We start from the raw sequence: 20,548 nt of genomic DNA on the forward strand, positions 1-20,548 counted from the left end.
TCAAATCGAGGGGGCGGGTGCTGTGACCTGTCGATGCGAATCGGCCCGAAGCTGACGCAGTCCCGGCCATTGTGGTCTCAGCGCATCTCGCACCTGTCGGAACGTCGTCGCTTGCGTGGAATAGAATTTGTAGAGGTCATCATCGGGTTCAAACCGCCGAACCGGCATGGAGAGCACATTCATCGCAACGTCGATGCTTTCGACGGTACCGGTGGCCACAAGCGCCAGAGCCGCGCAACCGCGTGCGCCGAGCTCAGCGTCGTCCGACCGTTCGATCGCCCTGCCGGAGACATCGGCGAGAACTTGGCAGATGGTGTCAGATCGAGCACCGCCGCCGCTGAGTCGTACGACGGAGGAGGACCCGATGCCAAGCTCGTCCATGCACTCGCACAATGATTGTGCGAGTCCTTCGTACACCGCTCGGATCATCTCGGCGACCGTTGTGCTAACCGAGAGGTTCATCCAACTCGCGGAGGCGGCGGGGGCAACGAAGGGCGCGCGCTCCCCGCTGGTGCTGGTGTAAGGGAGGTAGATGACGCCGCCAGCACCTGGCAGTGCCGTGTGTGCGAGGGCTTCGATGTCGTCCCAATCCAGATCGGCCAGCCCCAGCACTGTGCGAGCCCAGTCGAGATTGGGGGTTCCATTCATTGGGGCGAAGCACTCGAGCACTTTGCCCTTGCCATCGAATGAAAGAGTGATGACCGGCTGGTGGTACGCCGCGATCCGGTGGTCGTGAATAGCTCCCACGAAACTTGTTGTGCCCATAATCGCATAAGCCTGTCCTGGCTTCGCGGTACCCAGTCCGATTCCACCTAACGGAGTGTCGACCATGCCAGTCACGACGGGCAGACCGACTGGGAGGCCGGTGGCGGCAGCGGCTTCGGCGGTGACTGTACCTGCGATGTCAGTCGAGGGTTTGATCGGAGGCAACAACCGTTGGAAGCGTTCGTGGCCGAGTTCTTTGATGAGGTCTCCCGAGTAGTTCCCGGTACCGACGTCGAGGTAGGTTCGGCTTGCCTCGGTCGGATCCGTAGCGATGTCGCCCGTCAGGCGAAAGCGGATCCAATCTTTGCAGTTGAGATGGTGTGCAGAGGCCTCGATCTTCTCGGGTTCAGTCGTTTCGATCTCCTCCAACAGGACCTGTAGTGCCCCGGGGAAGAGGGCCGAACCCGTGATTCGCCGGACAGAATCGGCGCGGCCGTCGAGCTGCCATTTGTCGACCCGATCGCTCGCTCGACCGTCCAACCAGAGCAGTGCCGGACCTGTCGGGCGACCGTTCGCGTCAACCAGCCATGCGCCGTCGCCCTGACCGGTGACGGATACGGCGATGACTTCGGCTGAGGCGGCTTGGTTGAGAGCGGCGATGGCAGTGCGGCAGACAGATTCCCATACGTCGATCATGTCCTGTTCTGCGTACGTATGTGTAGCGCGCTGGACCGACAGTTCGGCCCGTGCGGAGCCTAACACCGTCCCGGTCGTCGATAGGACGACGGACTTCACGGCGGTGGTGCCGGCGTCAATACCCAATACTGCCTGTGTCTTCAAAACAATCAGCTCTCCTCGGCCGCGGTTGCGCCGTTTAGCTCAGTCTGCCTGGCAGCGCGTGCAATTCTGCGTGTTTCGATCTTCTCTGGTTCGATTCCCGGTGCGCGAAGCAGGTAGGTGAGGAACAGTCCGATGATGTAGATAGCTGCGAGCACCCATATCACCGGTGCGACCCCCATAATGGGGACCAATCCTGCGATCACCGGGCCGACGAAGTTCGACGCTCCGGCTCCGAGATTGAGCACCGCGACGGCAGCTGCCTTGTGCTCTGTGGCGAGGAGCGGCACGACTGCCGACAGCGGAACGTACATACCGAGGGCGAGGCCGTAGATGATGCCAATGATTATGACGATCAGATAGTTCGCACCGACGCCCTGTGGAACATAGTAGAAGCCGAGAATTGTGATGGCAGTGGCGAGACCTCCGCCCCAGGCGATCACGTTGAGCCGACCGAAAAGGTCGGACGCATAACCCGAGATGAGGTTGGCAAGCACGTTCGCGAAGAGCATGGTGCCCCAGATCGATGACCATTCGGACTGGCTGAAGCCGATGGTCTGCACCATGTAGACGTTGAGGAATACAGCGAAGGAATAGTACGACATGGTGTTGATCAGGCGGAGGATGCCACCGACGGCGACTTTGGGTTTTTCAGCCATGATCGACACGGACTTGACGAGTCCGTCGAGAGTCTCCTTCCTGGTCGGCCGTCGCGCACTCTTCTGAGATTTGACGAGGACTGCCACCATGACGGTCGCCACGATGACGAAGACTATGGCGGACCATAGCGTACCTAGAGCGCCGAAGGGCTCGACGACTGCAGAGACGAAGTAGCCGCTGATGACCCCGAGGCCCATGGCGTTGAAGAACCAATACCAGCCGACTGCCTTGCCCATGACCTCGTTCGGAGTCTCCATGGTCACCCAGACAAGGAAGCCATAGGCGAAGAAGGGGTAGCCGATCGCTCTGACCGCGTAAGAGATGATCATGATCGTATAGTTGCCGGGTATAACACCACCGACGAGGAAGACGACCTCGAGGACGATCCAGATAGAGCCTCCGATGATCATTACCCGGCGGGGCCCCCACGATTCTGCCAAGGCGCCGGCCAACCATGCTGCGATGGCGACGATGAAGCCGTAGACGGAGAATAGGGTGGCGATACTTCCGGCTCCGAACCCTTGGCCGGTGAGGTAATTCGACAAAAAGCTCAGCTCGATGCCGTCGCCGACCATGAAGAGCATCAGCGCGAGGAAACCCCAGGCGATCTTTGCCGAGATTCCCTGACTGGTGAGGAATCGGGAGAAGCCGCTTGTCTGTGGTGCGGCAGTGGGTCCGGACATCGTCTCTCCTTTGAGCGTGAACATTTGTTCGACTAGATGAACAATCGTAAGGGTAGGATAGGCATTGCCGGCGCGATGTCAAGACTGTGGACGCGTCGTTTCGAAGGAGTGGTTCGCAGATGAGTGACAGGCGGGTAGTCGGGAGAGTGGCCCGGCTGCATTTCGAGAATGGTCTCACTCACCAGGAGATCGCCAAGCTATTCAACCTCTCCAGAGTCAAAGTCACCCGACTGTTGGCGGAAGCGAGGCAAACAGGCATCGTGGAGATCACGGTCCATTCTGATGAACGTCCCTTTTTTGAAGTCGAGAAGGCGTTGGCAGATCGGTTTGGGCTCAAAGGTGTCTGGGTCTCGCCTCCAATCGAGTCGGCGGATAGCAGCAATCAGCCTCTTGACGGGCGAGTGCTCGGCGTTACCGGTGCCGAAGCAATGCAGACTATGCTCGGGCAAGCCAAACGGGTGGTGATCGGGCTGAGTGCCGCAGTGAGCTCGAGTGCACAGCATCTGCCGGAGTTCGCGGCTCCTGAATTGGAGATATTCCCGTTGGCCGGTGGACGAGCAGGTCGAGCAAGCGGCTCGAACCCCCAGGAACTGGTAGCCACAGTGGCAACTGCGACTGGAGGTCAGGGGTTTCAGCTGCCAGCCCCTTTGATCGCCGCAGATTCCCGTGTCTATGAGGCGCTCATGGACATGGCGGGCTGCGCAGCTGTCCTTGATGAGGCGGCACAGGCGGACCTTCTCATCGTCGGTGTGGGCACTTCTCAGAAGGTGGCTCCTGTGTTCCGTCAACAGGTCAGTCAGACTGATCTCGAGGAGATCGCCCATTCTGCCGCGGTCGGAGACATATCCGCCCGGTTCTTCGATGCTGCAGGACAAGCCCTGGAGGAAGATCTGGACAGCCGGGTGATCGGTCTGTCTCTGGCCCAGATGGGACGGATCTCCCATAGGTTGGGGATCGCGGGCGGCCTAGCCAAGGTCGATGCCGTACGTGGGGCAGTTGTGTCCGGGCTCATCAACTATCTGGTAACTGACTTGGCATGTGCTCAGGCTCTGCTCCGAGACCCGGAATAGGTCACACGACACGAGTTCGCCTTGGCAGTTGAACTTTCGTCATGAATCCGACCCGAGCACCAAGGTGGCAGAATTCCACGAGTCTGACGATTCCCAGGTGGCCGGTGCCAACCGGAGTCTGACAGCACAGAACTGTCAGTGACTGACCCATGGATTGACCAGCCGAACGCCCTCAAGAGGCTCGAAATGTCTCGTGTTGCGGGTAGCGACGGTCATGCCCTTGGCTACCGCAATCGATGCGATCAGCACGTCGTCGAGCGGAACGTGCTCAGGAACTCGGAACAAGCCCAAGACGCGCGCGGCCCAAACGTCGAAAACGTGAATACGGCCGGCAAACCCTGGAAGCAATCGCTCCTCGAGCCACCCACGGAGAACCAATCGTTGACACGAGCCCTGCCGCTCTTTCGACGTAACTCCGCGTTCGATCTCGGCAAGGGTTGGTGCGGAAATGAACTGCGCGGTGAGTGGCACAGTTTCGGACCGCTTCTCGACTTCGGGGTGACGACCGCGAATGCGAAGTGCAGAGACCGTGTTTGTGTCCAGCAGGAAGTTCACAGTTCAGGCGTACGTGCCTGCAGGCCTAGCGCGTGTCCTGTAAGTGTTCGGACCGGCGGCGTGGCTGCTATTCATGGGTCCTGATTTCTGCTCACCTAGAGGACATGGTTGGACGCGGAGAACTCACGGACAAGGCATGGGAGGCCATCGCTCCACTGCTACCGGCCAACGGTAGAGGCCGCAGGTGGCGCGACCACCGCCAGGTGATCAATGGAATCCTGTGGAAACTGCGCACCGGAGCACCGTGGCGAGATGTCCCCGACAGGTACGGGCCGTGGAAGACCTGTCACGAGCGGTTGAGGATCTGGACCATGAACGGCACCTGGGCAAAGATCCTCGACGAAGCCGTCGTCAAGGACGACGCTACCGGCGACCTCGAGTGGGTGCTGTCAGTGGACTCGACCTCCGTTCGGGCACACCAGCACGCGGCTGGTGCCCGGAAAAAGGGGGCTGCACTGATCCGGTCGAGGCCCTCGCTGTGGCCGGAGAATGCCTCGGCCGATCCCGCGGAGGACTGACCTCGAAGATCCACCTGGCCGTTGATGGAGCGGGGATACCGCTGAGCATCATCCTCACCGACGGCCAAGTCGGAGACAACCCGCAACTGCTGCCGTTGCTGAACAAGATCAGTGTTCGCCGCCAAGGTCCGGGCCGGGCACGCACTGTCCCGGATGCGGTACTGGCCGATAAGGCGTATTCGCACCCGTCGACCAGAGCGGCGATGCGGGCAAAGAGAGTGAGGTTCACCTGTCCGGAGCGGTCGGATCAGATCGGCCGTCGTCAGGCGAAAGGCCCGGCCGGTGGCCGCCCACCTGCCTTCGACCGGGAGGAATACAAGCGTCGGAACCTGGTTGAGAGGTGCTTCAACCGGTTCAAGCAGTTCCGTGACCTGGCGACTCGTTATGCCAAACGTGCCGCTTATTACACCAGTGAGATCATCATCGCCAGCCTCGTCCTCCGCCTCAGATGACACTTACAGGACACGCGCTAGTCGCTATGGCTCAAAGTCGACATCGGCATCCGCCCTCATTGAAATCAGATCGACGAGCGTGGGCGTGTCGACTGCAAGTCCCGCAGCGAGTATCGCGCGGGCTTCTGCCTCGATGCTCGAGTCATGCTCGGCGGCCCGCTGACGCAGGATCGCTTTCGTTCCTTCAGGCAAGTTTCGGATGAGAATCTGTTCCATCACGGTCTCCAGTGATATCAATACGATGAAATCTATAATTGAGCCAGAGAGGAAGACTGCTCCCTCCTGGCACTGCGAACTTTCACTCGCAGCACCGGTCAGATCAATTAGGCTGGACACGGCGCACGCCAGCGCCGATCTGCGTATCTGATCGAACGACAGAAGGGCTTGACGGGTGACAATCCTCTATTCCATCGGCTTGGGTCTCATCAATGCGCTCATCGTGGGTTTCCTTGTCCGGCGGATGATGTTCACCGGCACCGGCGCCGCCCGCAACACAGTCGTCTCCCTCATCATGGGACTCTCGATCTGGCCGATCACCCTCCAGGCCTACAGACTCCTCGGCATCTCCGAATCGGATCAGTACCCGAGCCTGGACATGAGCTTCCCAGCCATCATGGTCTTCCTGCTGCTCTTTGCCTGGTTCATCGTCATCCAGATGTTCATCCTGCTGGCCATCGAACTCATCATGCCCTCAGGCACACTCAGCGCACTCATCCGCTCGGCGCCCAAGATTCCCACCTGGTATCGCCGAGTCAGCAGGCTGGCCCAGATCCAGAAGATCCTCATCAAATTCGGGCTCTCCCGGTACCTCAAACCCCGGATCCCCACCCTGAGGGTATCTCTGCGGGAGATCGCGGCAACCACGCGTGATGCACTCGCCGCCTCCGGCGTCACATTCATCAAGCTCGGGCAGTTCATCGCCACCCGCGGGGACATGATTCCGCACGAGTTCGTTGAGGAGTTCTCGACCCTGCAAGCCGGTGTGGCACCCGTGCCGTTCAGTGAGGTCCGGGACCAGCTCGAGCACGAATGGGGCAAGCCCGTCGCCGAGGTGTTCGCGGAGTTCGACGAGGTCCCCTTCGCGGGCGCCTCGGTCGCCCAGGTCCATCGGGCCGTGACCTGGGAAGGTCGTGAGGTCGCCGTCAAGGTGCAGCGCCCGAAGATCCGTAAGCAGGTCAAGGCCGATTGCGACATCGTCATTACGCTGGCTGCGAGACTCGAACGGTCCACGGATTGGGCGAAGAAGGTCGGCATCGGCAAGCTGGCCCACAGCTTTGTCTCCTCTCTGCAGGGCGAGCTCGACTACCGCGGTGAGCTGGCCCAGATCGAGGCTCTGCGCACTGCCGATGAGTCCGGTCGGAAGGCCGCCGGTACGGACTCCATGGTGAGCATTCCGGGTGTGTACCGGGAGTACTCGGGGGAGTACGTCATCGTGATGGACCTCGTGGAAGGGGCGCCGCTGTCCCACGCCCCCGAGGTGGTCGACGGTCTGTCACAGCTGGCGCGCACAGAGATCGCCGAGGATCTCTTCCTCATGGTTGTGCGGCAGGTGCTTGGCAAGGGCATCTTCCACGCCGACCTGCACCCGGGCAACATCGTGGTCTCGAAGGCGGGCCGTGCGGGCCTGGTCGACTTCGGTGCTGTGGGTCGCATCGACAAACGTGATCGCCGAGCGATCGCTCTGCTGCTCATGGCATTCGACTCCCAGAACTCACAGGCCGCGACAGCGGCGATCCTCGAACTGTTGGGCAACCCCAGTGACGTCAATCTGCGCGAGCTTCAGCGGGAGATCGGGCAGATCATGCTCAAATACGGAGACGGCCTGCCAGGGTCGACCTCGGCGGCGCTGTTCGGTGAGCTCATCGACTTCGTCGTCGACTTCGGATTCCCCATGCCGGCGTCGGTGGCCACGGCGTTCCGTGCGATCAGCACGCTGGAGGGCTCGATTATGCGGCTCGATCCGGAGATGGACCTGCTGACTCTGGTCACCCACAACGGCAAGACATTGCTGCGGGAGATCGGGGGGCTCGGCGTCGACAGGCAGGAGCTGACTCTCTACGCCGCGGCAACAGCCCCACAGATCGCGGAGCTTCCCGGCCAACTCTCCCGCATCGCCGGGCACCTGCAGGACGGAACCCTCGACGTCGGGACGAGTGGTCTGAATATTTCGATGATCAAGAATCTGCTCGTGTCGACGGTGGACCAGTTCATCCAGGTGATCGTGGCGACGGCCCTCATCCTCGGTGGAGTCATCCTCATGGCCGCCGACTTCGGTCCGGCATTGGCTCCCGAGCTGAAACTATTCACCTACTTCGGGGCGTGGGTGCTGCTGGTCGGCAGCGTCATCGCCGCACTGGTGTTGGCACCTGCTCTACGGCAACGCATGGCGTGGGAAGGGCTGGAGTAGGCGCAAAGCTGCGACCTTGGCGCTGCCCGGAGTGCGTAGAGCATCAGCGCTCAGTTCGCTTCGTCGTGGTCAATCGATCCCGATTCCGAGCGCTCGAGATGTCTCTTTCGACGCTCGAGATTCGACCGGCTGATCGAGAACGCGGGTAATGTGATCAGCGCGATCTGCAGGTGTTCTATACCGTCGATGGTGAGGGCAATTGGGGATCTGTCATCGAGTCAACGCTACAAGCGGTGTTGCTGATGCTGCGAAGAGGAGTCGCATTGTCAGAGGGGCGAAGGCCAATCGATAAGATGGCAAACATGACAGATGCAGACCAGGTGACGACGACAGCGAACTCGACACGAATCAGCGACACTGCTCTCATCTTCGAAGGCGGCGGTATGCGGGCCTCCCTGACGAGCGGGATGGTCATCACGTTGCTCGGTGCCGATCTGGACTTCGACTGGGTCGCCGGCATCAGCGCCGGTGCGTCGAACGCGGTGAACTATCTGTCCGGCGACGCGCGTCGGGCTCGCCGGTCGTTCGTCGACTTCGCCGCCGATGAGCAGTTCGGCGGTCTGCGCTACTTCGTTCGCGGGCAGGGAATGTTCAACGCGGAGTACATCTACCAGCAGGCGGGAGGGCCCGAGGAAGCTCTGCCATTCGATTGGGATTCGTTCCAGTCTTCTCCCGCAGACATGAGGGTCGTCGCGTTCGATGCGGTTTCCGGTGATGAGGTCGTGTGGTCGCGGAAAGACACTCCGAATATCGAGGATCTGATGGTTCGCGTTCGTGCGTCCTCGACGATGCCTGGACTCATGCCGCCTGTTCACCTGGACGGGCACGTGTACGTCGACGGGGCCATGGGCGAAGATGGCGGAATCGCACTGAGTCAGGCTCAGCGCGAGGGCTTCGAGAAGTTCGTCATCGTACTCACGCAGGAGCGGTCATATCGAAAGGTGCCGCAGAGGTTCCCTGCCGTCTACCGCAGCATCTTCCGCCGCTACCCGGCGTTGGCCGATGCGCTGTTGACCAGGTGGAAGCGCTACAACGAGACGCGGGAACGCATTTTCGCTCTCGAAGCGGAGGGGAAGGCACACGTGTTCGCTCCGGAGCGCATGCCGGTCGACAACGGCACCCGCGACCTTTCTCGCCTCGCGGCCGCTCACCGGCTGGGGCTGTCACAGTCGCGACGCGAGCTGCCGATGATTCGGGAGTTCCTCGGAGTTGACTCAACGTAATGAGGTGCACCGGGTCTGACGAACTGGGTTGTCAGGTTGATTGTGTTCGTCCAAGCCGGGGAACGGACGTCGATCGGCAGATAGCACTCTAAGGAGCGGCAGTGCCTTCGAAGCCCGCGCCCTTTCCTGTTAGCTTTCACCCATCGGCGGACATTTGCAGGCCGTCACAGTCGATGTCGGCACAAGTGGGCTGAACACTTCGATGAAAAAGAACCAGCTCAAGTCAACCGTCGAACAGCTGGCGATGCAGCAAGTAGTTTCCTACTCGACCGCGACCAGATGATCGTCGCCGAGGTCGCGCAGCCTCACCCGCTGAGGCCCCTCGTCCTCGGGCCAGACCGGACTGGGGATCTCACCGGCGATGAGGACCCGTTCGCGTCTCTGCCCCGGATCCGCGATCGGAGCCGCGTCCATGAGGCGCTGCGTATATGAGTGCTGCGGGTTCTCGAACACCTGACGCCTCGGGCCCATCTCGACGATCTGTCCCAGGTACATCACGGCCACCCGATGCGCGATCCTCTCGACGACGGCCAGGTCATGGCTGACGAAGAGATACGACAGTTCGAGCTCCTGCTGCAGTTCGATCATCAGATTGAGTACCGTGGCGCGCACGGACACGTCGAGGGCAGATACGGCCTCGTCTGCGACGATGAGGCTCGGGTTGAGCGTGAGCGCGCGGGCGATGCAGATGCGCTGTCGCTGTCCGCCGGAGAACTGATGGGGATACTTCCTCATGTCGTCAGCGCTCAAGCCCACGAGCTCGAACAGATCGGCAACACGGCTGTCGATGACGCTGTTCGAGGCCGTGCGATTGAGTCGCATCGGATCGCCGACGATCTTTCCCACGGTCTTGCGCGGGTTGAGGCTGGCGAACGGGTCCTGGAAGATCATCTGCAGGTGCCGGCGATGGGCTCGCAGCTCGCGAGTTCTCAGCTCTGTGATATCGGTGTCGAGCAGTCTGATCGTTCCGCTGTCGGGTTTCTGCAGTCGCATGGCCAGGTTCGCCACCGTGGTCTTGCCGCATCCGCTCTCGCCGACGAGTGCGAGAGTCTCTGCCCTGTCGACATGGAAAGTCACATCCTCGACGGCATGCACTCTCATCCCGCCCGAGAGGGAGAACCCTTTCACCATGTGCTCGACATCGAGAATTCTCGTCATCAGGAGGCCTCTTCCCTATCGAGGTGGAACAGTGCGGGTGAGTCGGTGCCGTTCATCGCCCCCAGTTTCGGCACCGCGCTGAGCAGATTCTTCGTATAGGGCTGTCTGGGGCGGGCGAAGATGTCGCCGACCTGGCCCGTCTCGATCGCCTGCGATTTCCGCATGACGAGGACCCGATCGGCGATCTCGGCGACGACGCCCATGTCGTGGGTGATGAAGATGATGCCGGCGTCGAGGTCGTTCTTCAGTTCTCGCAGCAGTGCCAGTATCTGCGCCTGGATCGTCACATCCAGTGCCGTGGTGGGCTCGTCGGCAATGAGGATCCGCGGCTGGCAGGCCAGAGCCATGGCGATGACGACTCGCTGCCGCATGCCACCGGACATCTGGTGCGGGTACTGTCTGGCACGGCGTTCGGGTTCGGGGATGCGCACCCTCTCCATGAGTTCGATAACGCCCTTCTTCGCCTCACGGCGGGACATCCCCTTGTGCACGCGCAGCACCTCGGCGAGCTGATTGCCCACCGAATACACCGGGTTGAGCGAGGTCAGCGGCTCCTGGAAGATCATCGAGATGTCATTGCCCCGAATCGTGCGCATCTTCGCCTCCGGGGCCGTGCGCAGGTCGACGACCTCTCCGCCTGCGCGAGTGAAGCGCATCTGACCGTCGGTGACCTTGCCTGAGGATGAGAGTTCGACCAGGCGCATGATCGCCAAAGAGGTCACCGACTTCCCCGACCCGGACTCCCCGACGATCGCAAGGACCTCTCTCGGGCTGACGTCGAAGGAGACGTCATCGACAGCGGTGTTGTCCTGGAACTTCACCGACAGGTTCTTCACCGACAGGATCGGGGACTCGTCGGCTCCCACAGGCTCCGGTCCTCGCTCGGCTTCGTCGGTGGCAGTCGAATTGATCGTTGCAGTGTTCATCGTTCACGACCTTTGGGGTTGAGGGCGTCGTTGAGTCCGTCGCCGGAGAGGCTGACGCTGAGCACGGCCAGGAAGATGGCCAATCCCGGGAAGGCCACGGGCCACCAGGCAGTGAGCATCTGCTCGCGATTGTTGCCGAGGATCAGGCCCCAGCTCATCGTGTTGGGGTCGCCGAGGCCGAGAAAGCTCAGTCCTGCCTCGAAGAGCATCGCCTGACCGATGACCAGGGTCGACATGACGACGATCGGCGGTAGAGCGTTCGGCAGGATCGTCTTCATGATGATCCAGAAGTCGCCGGCGCCGGCGGCACGATCGTTCTTCACGTAGTCGAGCTCGCGGATGCGGAGGAACTCGGCTCGGGTGATGCGCATCGTCGCGGGCCAGCTGACGACGCCGATGGCGATCGTGATCGTCATCAGGCTAGGAGTGAACAGGGTGACCAGCACCATGGCCAGCAGCAGGGGCGGCAGCACCTGGAAGAACTCCGTGATCCGCACGGCCACTGAGTCGGCCCAGCCCCGGTGGTACCCGGCCAGTCCTCCGAGCATGATGCCGATCGCCGTGGACAGAATGGCCGCGACCACACCGACGAGCATCGTCGCCCGCCCGCCGTAGAGAAGCTCGGCGAATAGGTCCCGGCCGAGGGCATCCGTGCCCAGAAGCACCGAGGACTCTTCGGGTGCCTCCATCGGGATGCCGACGATCTCGAAGGGATTGTTCGGATAGAGCATTGGGCCAAAGGTGATGGCGAGCAGGATCGCCACGAGCAGCGACAGTCCGATGAGGGCGACCCGGTTGCGGCGGAACAGCGTCCACGCGGTCGTCGGGCGCTCTCTCGGGGCCTTCCTACGTCCTGGCTCGGCCCGCTCCTGTCCGGCGCCCGAAAGTGACATGGTGTCGGTCATTGCTGCCCTCCTGAGATGGCGATCCGCGGATCGATGATGCGGTAGGCCACATCGGTGACCAGATTGGCGATGATGACGAGTACGGAACTGGCCAAGAGGATCCCGAGGATCACGGGAGTGTCCCTGCGGAGGATCGACTCGAGCAGCAGCGAACCGAGCCCAGGCCAGTTGAAGACGACCTCGATGAGCACGACGGACGACAGCAGGGCGCCGACGTGGAGGCCGAAGAGCGTGACGACGGGAAGCACTGCATTGCGCAGCGCGTGCTTGAAGATCACGACCTTGCCTCCGAGACCCTTCGCCCACGCTGTGCGGATGTAGTCGGAGTCGAGGACCTCGAGCATGCTCGTCCGCGCGGTGCGACTGTAGAGCGCGACGTAGATGAGTGCCAAGGCCGTGGCCGGGAGGACGAGATGCATCACCGTGTCCCACATCTGCGGGAGCGTGTGAGGAGAGACGATGATCGAATTCATCCCCTGAACGGGGAAGATCGGAAGGGTGATCGACAGCGCCAGGAGCAGCAGCACCGAGGTCCAGAACACCGGTGCGGCGAAGCCGACCAGCGCGATGACCGTGACGACGTAGCTCAGCAGCCCCTTCGGCTTGATAGCGGCGACGACTCCGAGCAGCGTGCCGAGGACGAGCCCGGCGAGCATGCCGGTCCCGGCGAGAAGAACGGTCGGATACAGGCGCTCGCCGATGAGCGCTGTGACGTCCTGACCGAAGTAGAACGAGTAACCGAGGTCGAAATGTGCGATCTTGACGAGGTAGTGCCAGAGCTGGACGAGGAGCGGGTCGTTGAGTCCGTAGGCCTCCCTGATCGATTCGAGCTGCTCGGGGGTGGTGCCGCCCGACTCACCGGCGATGACCGTCGCCGGGTCTCCGGGGGCGAGGTGTATGAGCACGAAATTGAAGATGATGACGGCGAGCAGGAGGAGGACAGCCTGGGCGATGCGTGAGGCGATCGAGCGGATCCTCGCCAGGGCCATGCTCCTGCGCCCTTTGAGCTTGATCTTCGGTGGAGCTGTCAGTGACATGGTCAACCTTCCATCGAGGTGTCCAGCAGCGGCGACATGATGCCGAACGGGCCGTTGGAGGCGTTCTTCACGGAGTCCGAATAGATGTTGCGGTACTGCTGGTTCTCCAGCGGCAACACGGGCAGCTCATCGGTGAGGATCTTCTGGACCTTCGCATAATCGGCTGTCCGCGTCTTCTCGTCGGGAGCAGCAGCCGCCTTCTTGAAGAGTCGATCGACGTCCTCATTGCAGTACTGGGACATGTTCGCCCAGAGCACGCCCTTCTTGATGTTGTCGCAGAGATAGGTGCGTTCGACTCCGACGGCTGGATCGCCCCAGTTCCAGACGTTGTCCAGGGTCATGTCGTAGTCGTAGTTCGCCACTCGATTGCCCCAGGTCGGTTCGTCGGCGGAGCTGCGGATCCGCACGGTGATGCCGACATCCTTGAGGTTGGCTTTGATGGTCTCTGCGATGCTCGACGACATCTCGGCGCTGAGCGGATCATAGTCGAGTTGGACGGTGAAGCGGTTGCCCTGCTCGTCGACCGGGTACCCGGCGTCGTCGAGCAGATCCGCGGCCTTGTCGAGATCGCGGTCGTAGCGCGGCAGCGAATCGTCGAAGTAAGGGCTGCCGTTGGCGATCGGGCTCGTCGCCGGCTCGATCTGCCCGCGGTGGAGCTTGTTGACGAGGTAGTCGCGATCGATCGCATAGGCGATCGCCTGTCGCACCCGCTTGTCCGAGACGTTGTCGCTCTTGACGTTGAATCCGAGCCAGGTGAGGGCTCCCAGCCCTTCGTAGCCCTCGTCGGCGACCGTGACTCCGTCGACGGCTTCCATACGCGAGAGGATCGACGGAGTGTTCGAGAGCATCATGTCGATCTCGCCCTTCTCCGTGGCCAGAGCCAGGGTGTTCTCATCCGAGATGATCTCGATGAGCACCTGCTGCGGTGCCTCCTGGTTGGGCATGAAGAAGTCATCGACCTTGTCGAGCACGATCCGCTTTCCTTCAAGATTGCTGCTCAGTTTGTACGGCCCCGAACCGACGACGTCGTGCGCATTCTGCGGATGGTCGACCACGGAGTCGTCGGTGCCGTAGACGTGTTTGGGCATGACTGGCAGGAACGGCGGACTCATCGCGGTCATGAGTGCCGGATGCCTGCGGGACATATTGATCACCACGGTCTGGTCATCGGGCGTGTCGACGCTGGTGACAGGGCCGAAGAGATTGGCTCCGAACGGATGCTCCCGCTTCACGACTCCGAGTGAGAACGCCACGTCCTCGGAAGTGACGGGTCGGCCGTCGTGGAACTTCGCATCATCGGCGAGGTGAAGGGTCACTGTCTTCCCGTCCTTCGACTCGTCCCATGACTTCGCAAGGTAGGGTTCCGGTTCCATATCGCTGTTGAGACGGACCGGGCTGGCGAAGAGCTGTGCGCCTGGCGTCGCCGTCGCGAGCCCTGACTGGACCGCAGGATTGAGCACGCGAGGGACCGAACCCGTGCCGAAGATGAGTGTGTCATCGCTGCTGCCGACGAGCGCGGACGGTGCCGCGCATCCGCTGAGCACCAGACCCAGTGCAGCTGCGATCGCGATGACCGGGGTGAGCAGGCGGACCGTCTGCCGCTTGGGCGGTCGCGGACGGTCCGCGTCGTTCTTTCTGCGGGTGAACTTCATTGTTCCCTTTCCGAAGATCGGGGCCGGCTAGTCGCCGACCCACCCGTGAAGTGCCTGGGCCAGTGAGGCCACGGCCTCGGGAGTTCCGGCATGGTCGCCGGCCGCGATGATGACGAGGCGGCCGACGCCGTCCGAGACCGTCACGCCGTCCGAGGCCGTGGACTCTCGTGCGACCCCGCCGTCTGCGACGGTGCTGCCCTCCGTGACGGTCTCTCCGTCCGATTCGAGTTCGCTGGTCTTGCACCTCTTTCCGTCATATTGGACGAGGAACCGGCGGCCGGACTTCCGACTGTCGGGCAGGATCCCTTTGGCGCGGACGACGGTCTCCGGCAGGTCGAATATGAGATTGCACAGCTGCTCCGGGTCGATCGCCGAGGTGGCCGTGATCGACCACGAGCTGTGAACTCGTGCGGGGGCACGGGAGGCTGTGCCGTCGTCGACAGATGGCACGGGCTCGGCGACGGCGTCATCCGCACTGGGCGTCGCCGTTTCCGATCGCTCCACCTGACCACCGGCCAGAACGTCGTCCCGGTTGATGATCTCCGCGTCGATGCCCGGGTGCGCAGCCAGCCAATTGAGGACCTCACGCCTCTGCTGGCCATCGACCAGATCCGTCTTCGTCAACAGAATCCGGTCGGCACCGCGCAGCTGCGACAGCACCGTCTCTCCCACCCATTTCCGGTTGACGTCCCGGCGGATGGAGGTGGCATCGGCGCAGACGAGCGCTCCACCACGGACGAAGCCGGGATGATCGCCCCAACGGGCGACGACCTCGGGCTGACCGACCCCACTGACCTCGACGAAGATGCGCGAGACCGGGGGAGAAGTGGTCCGAATGCTCTCGATCGCGGCGGCCATCCCGTCCGAGAGATCGCAGCAGATGCACCCATTGGCGATGTCCCACGTTCGGCCGTCATCGCTGGAGATGATCTCCGCGTCGATGTTGACCGTACCGAAGTCATTGACGATGACCGCCACGCGTTCACCGTCGGTCCGATCGAGGATCTCGTTGAGCAGAGTGGTCTTGCCCGCCCCGAGGTAGCCGCCGATCACAGTCAGCTCGATCATCGCTCAGCCTGCCGCCCGGAAGTGCCTTCCGGCCACGACCGATCCGTGCACGGTGATGTCTCGCAATTCGGCGGGTTCGCAGTCGTAGGGATCCCGGTCGAGGATCGCGAAGTCGGCGAACTTCCCCGATTCCAGCGACCCGACGAGATGGTCGAGCTTGAGCATATAGGCCGCTCCCAGGGTGACCGCGTCGAGAGCCTCCGGCACACTGATCCTCTCGTGGACGCCGAGCACGCGGCCGCTGGGTGTGGCCCGTTCGGCCGCGTACGAAGCCGTGGCCAGCGCGTCGAGAGGAGTCACGGGTGTATCGCAGTGCAGCGAGATCGGCACCCCGATGCGCAGGGCGGTGGCCGCGGCGTTCATCCGCTCGGCGCGATCAGGCCCGAGGATGACATCGCGGTGCTGGTCGCCCCAGTACCAGATGTGGTTGGAGAAGATGTTCGCGCACATGCCCAGAGCCTTCATCCTCCGGTACTGCGCCGGAGTGGTCAGCTGACTGTGGGTAACCGTGTGCCGGTGGTCCCAACGGGGGACCTCGGCCAGCACCCGCTCGACTGTGTCGAGGAAGAGCTCGGTGGCTTCGTCGCCGTTGCAGTGGACATGGATGACCGACCCGGCCGAATGGTAAGCGCGGAAGGCCCGATAGAACTCCTCGGGTGAGGACAGCCAGATGCCGTTGCCGTCCTCGGACAGATAGCCGGGGGCCTGAAGCCGGGCGGTGAAGCCCTGGATGGACCCGTCGAGGAAGAGTTTGACCCCGCCGAGGTGCATCTTCTCGCTGCCGGTCTCGGCCAGATCCGCCAGAGTCCGCGACGCTGTGTCCGGGTCGCCGCCGGCACCCATACCTCCGCCGAGGTGGAAGAGCGAGAGCCGGACCGGGAAGTCATCGTCGTCGATGATGCTTCGATGCTCGTCGAGGGCATTGGTCATGATGTAGGGATTGCCGAGATCCGCCGAGGTGGTCACCCCGTGGTTGCGAGCGTCGGCGGCGAAACCGCGCAGGGCGGCCGGATCGAATGGACCGCCGAGGAGGGAGGAAGCGCTGGAGATCAGCGCGATCGCCGGAGGCTCCCGCAGTTCGCCGTTGGGTTCGCCGTCAGGACCGCGGACGACGCCTTCGACAGGGCAGTCGCGATCGATGCCCTCATGGGCCAGCATCGCCGAGTTCACGGTGGCCAGGTGCCCGCTCTGGTGGCTGACGAAGATCGGCCGAGTCGTCGACACCGAGTCGAGGTGGCGTTTGTCGAGGCGCTCGCCGGGGAAGAAGATCGGGTCGAGTCCCCAGGCGATGAGGAGCTCACCGTCGCCGAGGCGGGCGTCGGCGTCCCGCAGCCGATCGAGCACTTCGTCGATGCTCGTGCAGCCGGGCCAGATTCGGCCGTCGGGATCCTTGCGCGTATAGAAGCCGACGTAGGTGTTCTCCCACATCCCTCCGCTGCCCGCATGCGCGTGGGCTTCGACCATTCCGGGGAAGATCACGGCCTCGGCGTAGCGGTCGTCGATGCGGGAGGGACCGTAGGCTTTGAGCTCGTCGAGAGAACCGACGGCTCGGATCCGTGATCCGCGGACCATGACCGCCTCGGCGGAGGGTCGTGCGGGATCGAGGGTCCTCACGGTTCGGGCTGGGTAGATGATCTGTTCGGGCGAGTTCATCGCGTGAGCGCCAGCTTTCTGCGGCAGTGTCGTCGTCGACGGGCCGCTGTTCGATTGTGTCGTGCGTGAGGCGACACCGGAGTCGCCGGCGATGGTGGTCGGGACGGACCCGACCACCATCGGCGACCGGCGTTCACCAGTATCGAGGACTCACACGAAGTCCTTGTACTTATCGAGTGTGCGAACCGGCTTGCGCAGAGCATCTCGGCGGAAGGGATCCCCCAGCTCCTTGGTGCACATGACTTCGATGACGGTGGTCTTGCCATCGGTCATCTGGGCCTCCACGGCCTTCTGGAGGGCGGGCGCGACCTCGTCGAGCTGGTCGACGACGAGTCCGTCGGCACCCATCGACTCGGCCATCGCGGCGAAGCTCTCACCGTTGTCCAGTTCACCAGCGATGAAGCGACGGCCGTAGAATTCCACCTGGTTCTTCTTCTCCGCTCCCCACTGCCGGTTGCGGAAGACGACGGCGGTGACCGGGATGTCGTGTCGGACTGCGGTGAGGACCTCGACCATGCTCATGGCCCAAGCGCCGTCGCCGGCGTAGGCGATGGCGGGACGTTCCGGAGCGGCGCGCTTGGCTCCGATCATCGTCGGCAGAGCGTAGCCGCAGTTGCCGAAGCTCATCGGGGCGAAGAAGCTGCGGGGGCGTTCGAACCTCAGATAGCTGTGTGCGACCGAGTTGATGTTGCCGATATCGGTCGAGACCATGACATCGGCGGGCATCGCCTTCTCGAGTTCCCGGAGAACCTGTCGCGGATGGAGCCAGTTGCCCTCTTCCTTCGCCGCCTCGTCGATGGTGTCGAGGGAGAACTCGTCGCGCTCATGGGTCCACGAATCGAGCTCGGCCTCCCAGGCCTCCTTCTCGGCACGGATGAGCTCTGCGCGCTGCTCCTTCGTCGCATCGCCGGCGACGTCGCGATCGTTGAGCCGGGCGAGGAGCTCCTGGGCGACGGCCTTGGCATCGCCGCAGATGCCGACATCGATCTTCTTGACCAGACCGAGCATCTTCTGATCGGCGTCGACCTGGATGATCTTGGCATTCGTGGGCCAGTAGTCGAATTCGTACTGGGGCAGTGTGCCGAATGGCCCGAGGCGGGTGCCGAGTGCGAGGACCACATCGGCCTGATTGATCAGGGTCATCCCGGCCTTCGACCCCTGGTAGCCCAGCGGTCCTGCCCACAGCGGGTGGCTGGCCGGGAACGAGTCGTTGTGCTGATAGCTGTTGACCACCGGGGATCCGAGGCGCTCTGCCAAGGAGATGCACTCATCCACTCCATCGGCCATGACGACGCCGCCTCCGGAGACGATGACGGGATTCTTCGCCGAGGCGAGCAGCGCTGCCGCTTCCTCCAGGCTTTCGGTTCCGCCTGTGCCGCGATCGATCTTCTGCGGCTGGGGAATCTCGGGAGAGCATTCCCCATAGAAGTAGTCGCGGGGGATATTCAGCTGGGTCGGGCCCATCTCGGACTTCGCCCGGTCGAAGCAGCGGGCGGTGAACTCGGACATGCGGGTCGCGTTGCTGACGTGTCCCTGGTACTTCGTGAACTCCTGGAACATCGGCAGCTGATTGGCCTCTTGGAATCCGCCCAGTCCGATGGAGCCCGTCCCCGCTTCCGGGGTGACGACGACCACCGGTGAGTGCGCCCAGAAGGCGGCCGCGATGGCCGTCACGCAGTTCGAGATGCCCGGTCCGTTCTGTCCGGTGACGACACCGTGTCGGCCCGAAGCGCGGGCGTAGCCGTCCGCCATGTGCGCCGCACCCTGTTCATGGACCACGGGAATGAAGTCGATGCCTGCGGGGGCGAATATGTCCATCGCGTCCATGAATGCCGAACCCATGATGCCGAAGATGTCGGTGACGCCGTTGGCGACCATCGTTTCGACGAATGCTTCGGACGATGTGATCTTCTGTGGTTTCGCAGCATCGCTGAGTGCCGTCTTTTCGGTTCGATCGGCCAGTTCCGTCATTGCAACGTCTCCTGTTCGTCGTGCGACCACTGCTTTGTGGTCTCGGATTTGTGTTCATATCACTTTGAAAAGCGGAACATGTTTGACGTTAGTGAGCGGGCCTCGTCGTGTCAACAGAGTTCCGAAAAAGATTTCATTTGATACGATAATTCGGAACACTGAGATTCCGGGCGGCGATGCCCGGATTCGATGACGATTCCAAGACAACGATGCCCGCGGGGGATGGGAGGACGAGGATCATGGACGATGCAGCAGAGCCGACAACCGACGAGGGTCTCTCGCTTGCTGGTGAGACTCCTGCACTGAGGATGGTGTCTCTATTGGAGTTCATCTCCACCCGAGACCAGATCTTCACGCTGCAGTCCCTGGTCGTGCAGACGGGCCTGCCGAAACCCACCCTGCATCGCATGCTCCAGCAGCTCGAGGGTGCGGGTCTGCTCACTCGGCACAGCGATGGACGCCACTACGGCACGGGAGCCCGTTTGAGACGGATGGCCGAGGACGTTCTGCTCAATGATTCTCGGCAGGGGGCAAGGAGGATGACCCTGGCGCAGCTGGCCGAAGAGGTCGGCGAGAGCTGCAACCTCACCGCAGTCTCCGGCAATGACGTCATCTACCTCGATCGCGTCGAGACCTCCCACCCGCTGCGAGTGCATCTCGAGGCCGGCAGCCGTGTGCCCATCCATGCCTCGGCGAGCGGGAAGATGATCGCCTCGCAGTACGGAGACACCCCCCGTCGTCGGCTGCTCACCAGTGCGCAGCTGAGAGCCTTCACCTCGAACACCGTCACTGACCCGGATGTGCTGGATGAAGAACTCGGTTCCGTCCGTCAGGTCGGTTATGCCCTGGACCGGCAGGAGTACCTCGAGGGACTCGTCTGCTTGGCGGTGCTCATCCCCACGGACATCGGCCGCTCGAACCAAGCTCTGGCGGTCCAGGCTCCCGTGATCCGCAAGTCGATCGACGACCTCGTCGAACTCCTGCCAGTGGTTCGCGCCGCCGCGAAGCGCATGGCCGTTCTCAACGAGATCGATCGCGACGATGCGACCGCATCCTCGGCCTGAACCA

General features: G+C 62.6%; 16 protein-coding genes and 1 pseudogene. 5 read left to right on the plus strand and 12 right to left on the minus strand.

The genetic code is table 11. The annotated features are described in order from the left end of the window. Positions 1–1,545 carry an FGGY family carbohydrate kinase gene (locus BKA07_RS10140; protein ID WP_167950796.1) on the minus strand — a complete coding sequence of 515 codons (1,545 nt, stop codon included), beginning with the start codon at positions 1,543–1,545 and terminating at the stop codon, positions 1–3. 5 nt (positions 1,546–1,550) lie between these two features. Then, positions 1,551–2,885: an MFS transporter gene (locus BKA07_RS10145; protein WP_167950797.1), complete on the minus strand. Its 1,335-nt coding sequence runs from the start codon at positions 2,883–2,885 to the stop codon at positions 1,551–1,553. A gap of 119 nt (positions 2,886–3,004) precedes the next feature. Between BKA07_RS10145 and BKA07_RS10150 the strand changes: the two genes are divergently transcribed. Further along, positions 3,005–3,955, plus strand: a complete 951-nt coding sequence (locus BKA07_RS10150; RefSeq protein WP_167950798.1) for a sugar-binding transcriptional regulator — start codon at positions 3,005–3,007, stop codon at positions 3,953–3,955. Positions 3,956–4,090: 135 nt separating this feature from the next. Here the strand turns inward: BKA07_RS10150 and BKA07_RS10155 are convergent, their stop codons facing one another. Then, a complete protein-coding gene (locus BKA07_RS10155) occupies positions 4,091–4,510 on the minus strand; it encodes a type II toxin-antitoxin system VapC family toxin (protein ID WP_167950799.1) in 420 nt (139 codons plus the stop codon). Positions 4,511–4,614: 104 nt separating this feature from the next. On the opposite strand from BKA07_RS10155, the pseudogene BKA07_RS10160 reads away from it, so the two are divergent. Further along, positions 4,615–5,480: pseudogene (locus tag BKA07_RS10160) on the plus strand (IS5 family transposase). A gap of 24 nt (positions 5,481–5,504) precedes the next feature. Here the strand turns inward: BKA07_RS10160 and BKA07_RS10165 are convergent. After that, positions 5,505–5,696 (minus strand): FitA-like ribbon-helix-helix domain-containing protein, encoded by a 192-nt coding sequence (locus BKA07_RS10165; protein WP_167950800.1) that lies wholly within the window; start codon positions 5,694–5,696, stop codon positions 5,505–5,507. 175 nt (positions 5,697–5,871) lie between these two features. Here BKA07_RS10165 and BKA07_RS10170 point away from each other — a divergent pair, with 175 nt between their 5' ends. After that, on the plus strand, positions 5,872–7,887 hold the full coding sequence (locus BKA07_RS10170) for an AarF/UbiB family protein (protein WP_167950801.1): 2,016 nt from the start codon (positions 5,872–5,874) through the stop codon (positions 7,885–7,887). A 302-nt stretch (positions 7,888–8,189) separates the two neighbouring features. Next, positions 8,190–9,110 carry a patatin-like phospholipase family protein gene (locus BKA07_RS10175; RefSeq protein WP_167950802.1) on the plus strand — a complete coding sequence of 307 codons (921 nt, stop codon included), beginning with the start codon at positions 8,190–8,192 and terminating at the stop codon, positions 9,108–9,110. A gap of 261 nt (positions 9,111–9,371) precedes the next feature. Here BKA07_RS10175 and BKA07_RS19310 read toward each other — a convergent pair whose 3' ends face one another. Genes BKA07_RS19310 through xsc form a run of 8 tightly spaced genes read right to left on the minus strand, consistent with a single transcriptional unit; the run spans position 9,372 to position 19,480 of the window. Further along, positions 9,372–10,268 carry an ABC transporter ATP-binding protein gene (locus BKA07_RS19310; protein WP_167950803.1) on the minus strand — a complete coding sequence of 299 codons (897 nt, stop codon included), beginning with the start codon at positions 10,266–10,268 and terminating at the stop codon, positions 9,372–9,374. After that, the gene (locus BKA07_RS19315; RefSeq protein WP_167950804.1) at positions 10,268–11,194 is read right to left on the minus strand and encodes an ATP-binding cassette domain-containing protein; all 927 of its coding nucleotides are present in this window, start codon (positions 11,192–11,194) and stop codon (positions 10,268–10,270) included. Before BKA07_RS19315 ends, BKA07_RS19310 begins: the two co-directional genes overlap by 1 nt. Further along, positions 11,191–12,099 carry an ABC transporter permease gene (locus BKA07_RS10190; protein ID WP_209043932.1) on the minus strand — a complete coding sequence of 303 codons (909 nt, stop codon included), beginning with the start codon at positions 12,097–12,099 and terminating at the stop codon, positions 11,191–11,193. Before BKA07_RS10190 ends, BKA07_RS19315 begins: the two co-directional genes overlap by 4 nt. Next, positions 12,096–13,136, minus strand: a complete 1,041-nt coding sequence (locus BKA07_RS10195) for an ABC transporter permease (protein WP_209043933.1) — start codon at positions 13,134–13,136, stop codon at positions 12,096–12,098. Before BKA07_RS10195 ends, BKA07_RS10190 begins: the two co-directional genes overlap by 4 nt. A gap of 2 nt (positions 13,137–13,138) precedes the next feature. After that, a complete protein-coding gene (locus BKA07_RS10200; protein ID WP_167950805.1) occupies positions 13,139–14,788 on the minus strand; it encodes an ABC transporter substrate-binding protein in 1,650 nt (549 codons plus the stop codon). 27 nt (positions 14,789–14,815) lie between these two features. Further along, a complete protein-coding gene (locus BKA07_RS10205) occupies positions 14,816–15,856 on the minus strand; it encodes a GTP-binding protein (RefSeq protein WP_167950806.1) in 1,041 nt (346 codons plus the stop codon). A 3-nt stretch (positions 15,857–15,859) separates the two neighbouring features. Further along, positions 15,860–17,629 carry an amidohydrolase gene (locus BKA07_RS10210; RefSeq protein ID WP_245161913.1) on the minus strand — a complete coding sequence of 590 codons (1,770 nt, stop codon included), beginning with the start codon at positions 17,627–17,629 and terminating at the stop codon, positions 15,860–15,862. A 30-nt stretch (positions 17,630–17,659) separates the two neighbouring features. Next, positions 17,660–19,480 carry a sulfoacetaldehyde acetyltransferase gene (xsc, locus tag BKA07_RS10215; protein WP_167950807.1) on the minus strand — a complete coding sequence of 607 codons (1,821 nt, stop codon included), beginning with the start codon at positions 19,478–19,480 and terminating at the stop codon, positions 17,660–17,662. 239 nt (positions 19,481–19,719) lie between these two features. Between xsc and BKA07_RS10220 the strand changes: the two genes are divergently transcribed. Continuing rightward, positions 19,720–20,544 (plus strand): IclR family transcriptional regulator, encoded by an 825-nt coding sequence (locus tag BKA07_RS10220; protein WP_167950808.1) that lies wholly within the window; start codon positions 19,720–19,722, stop codon positions 20,542–20,544. Positions 20,545–20,548: the final 4 nt, after the last annotated feature.

This window comes from Brevibacterium marinum (assembly GCF_011927955.1).
GTDB classification, from domain to species: Bacteria; Actinomycetota; Actinomycetes; order Actinomycetales; family Brevibacteriaceae; genus Brevibacterium; species Brevibacterium marinum.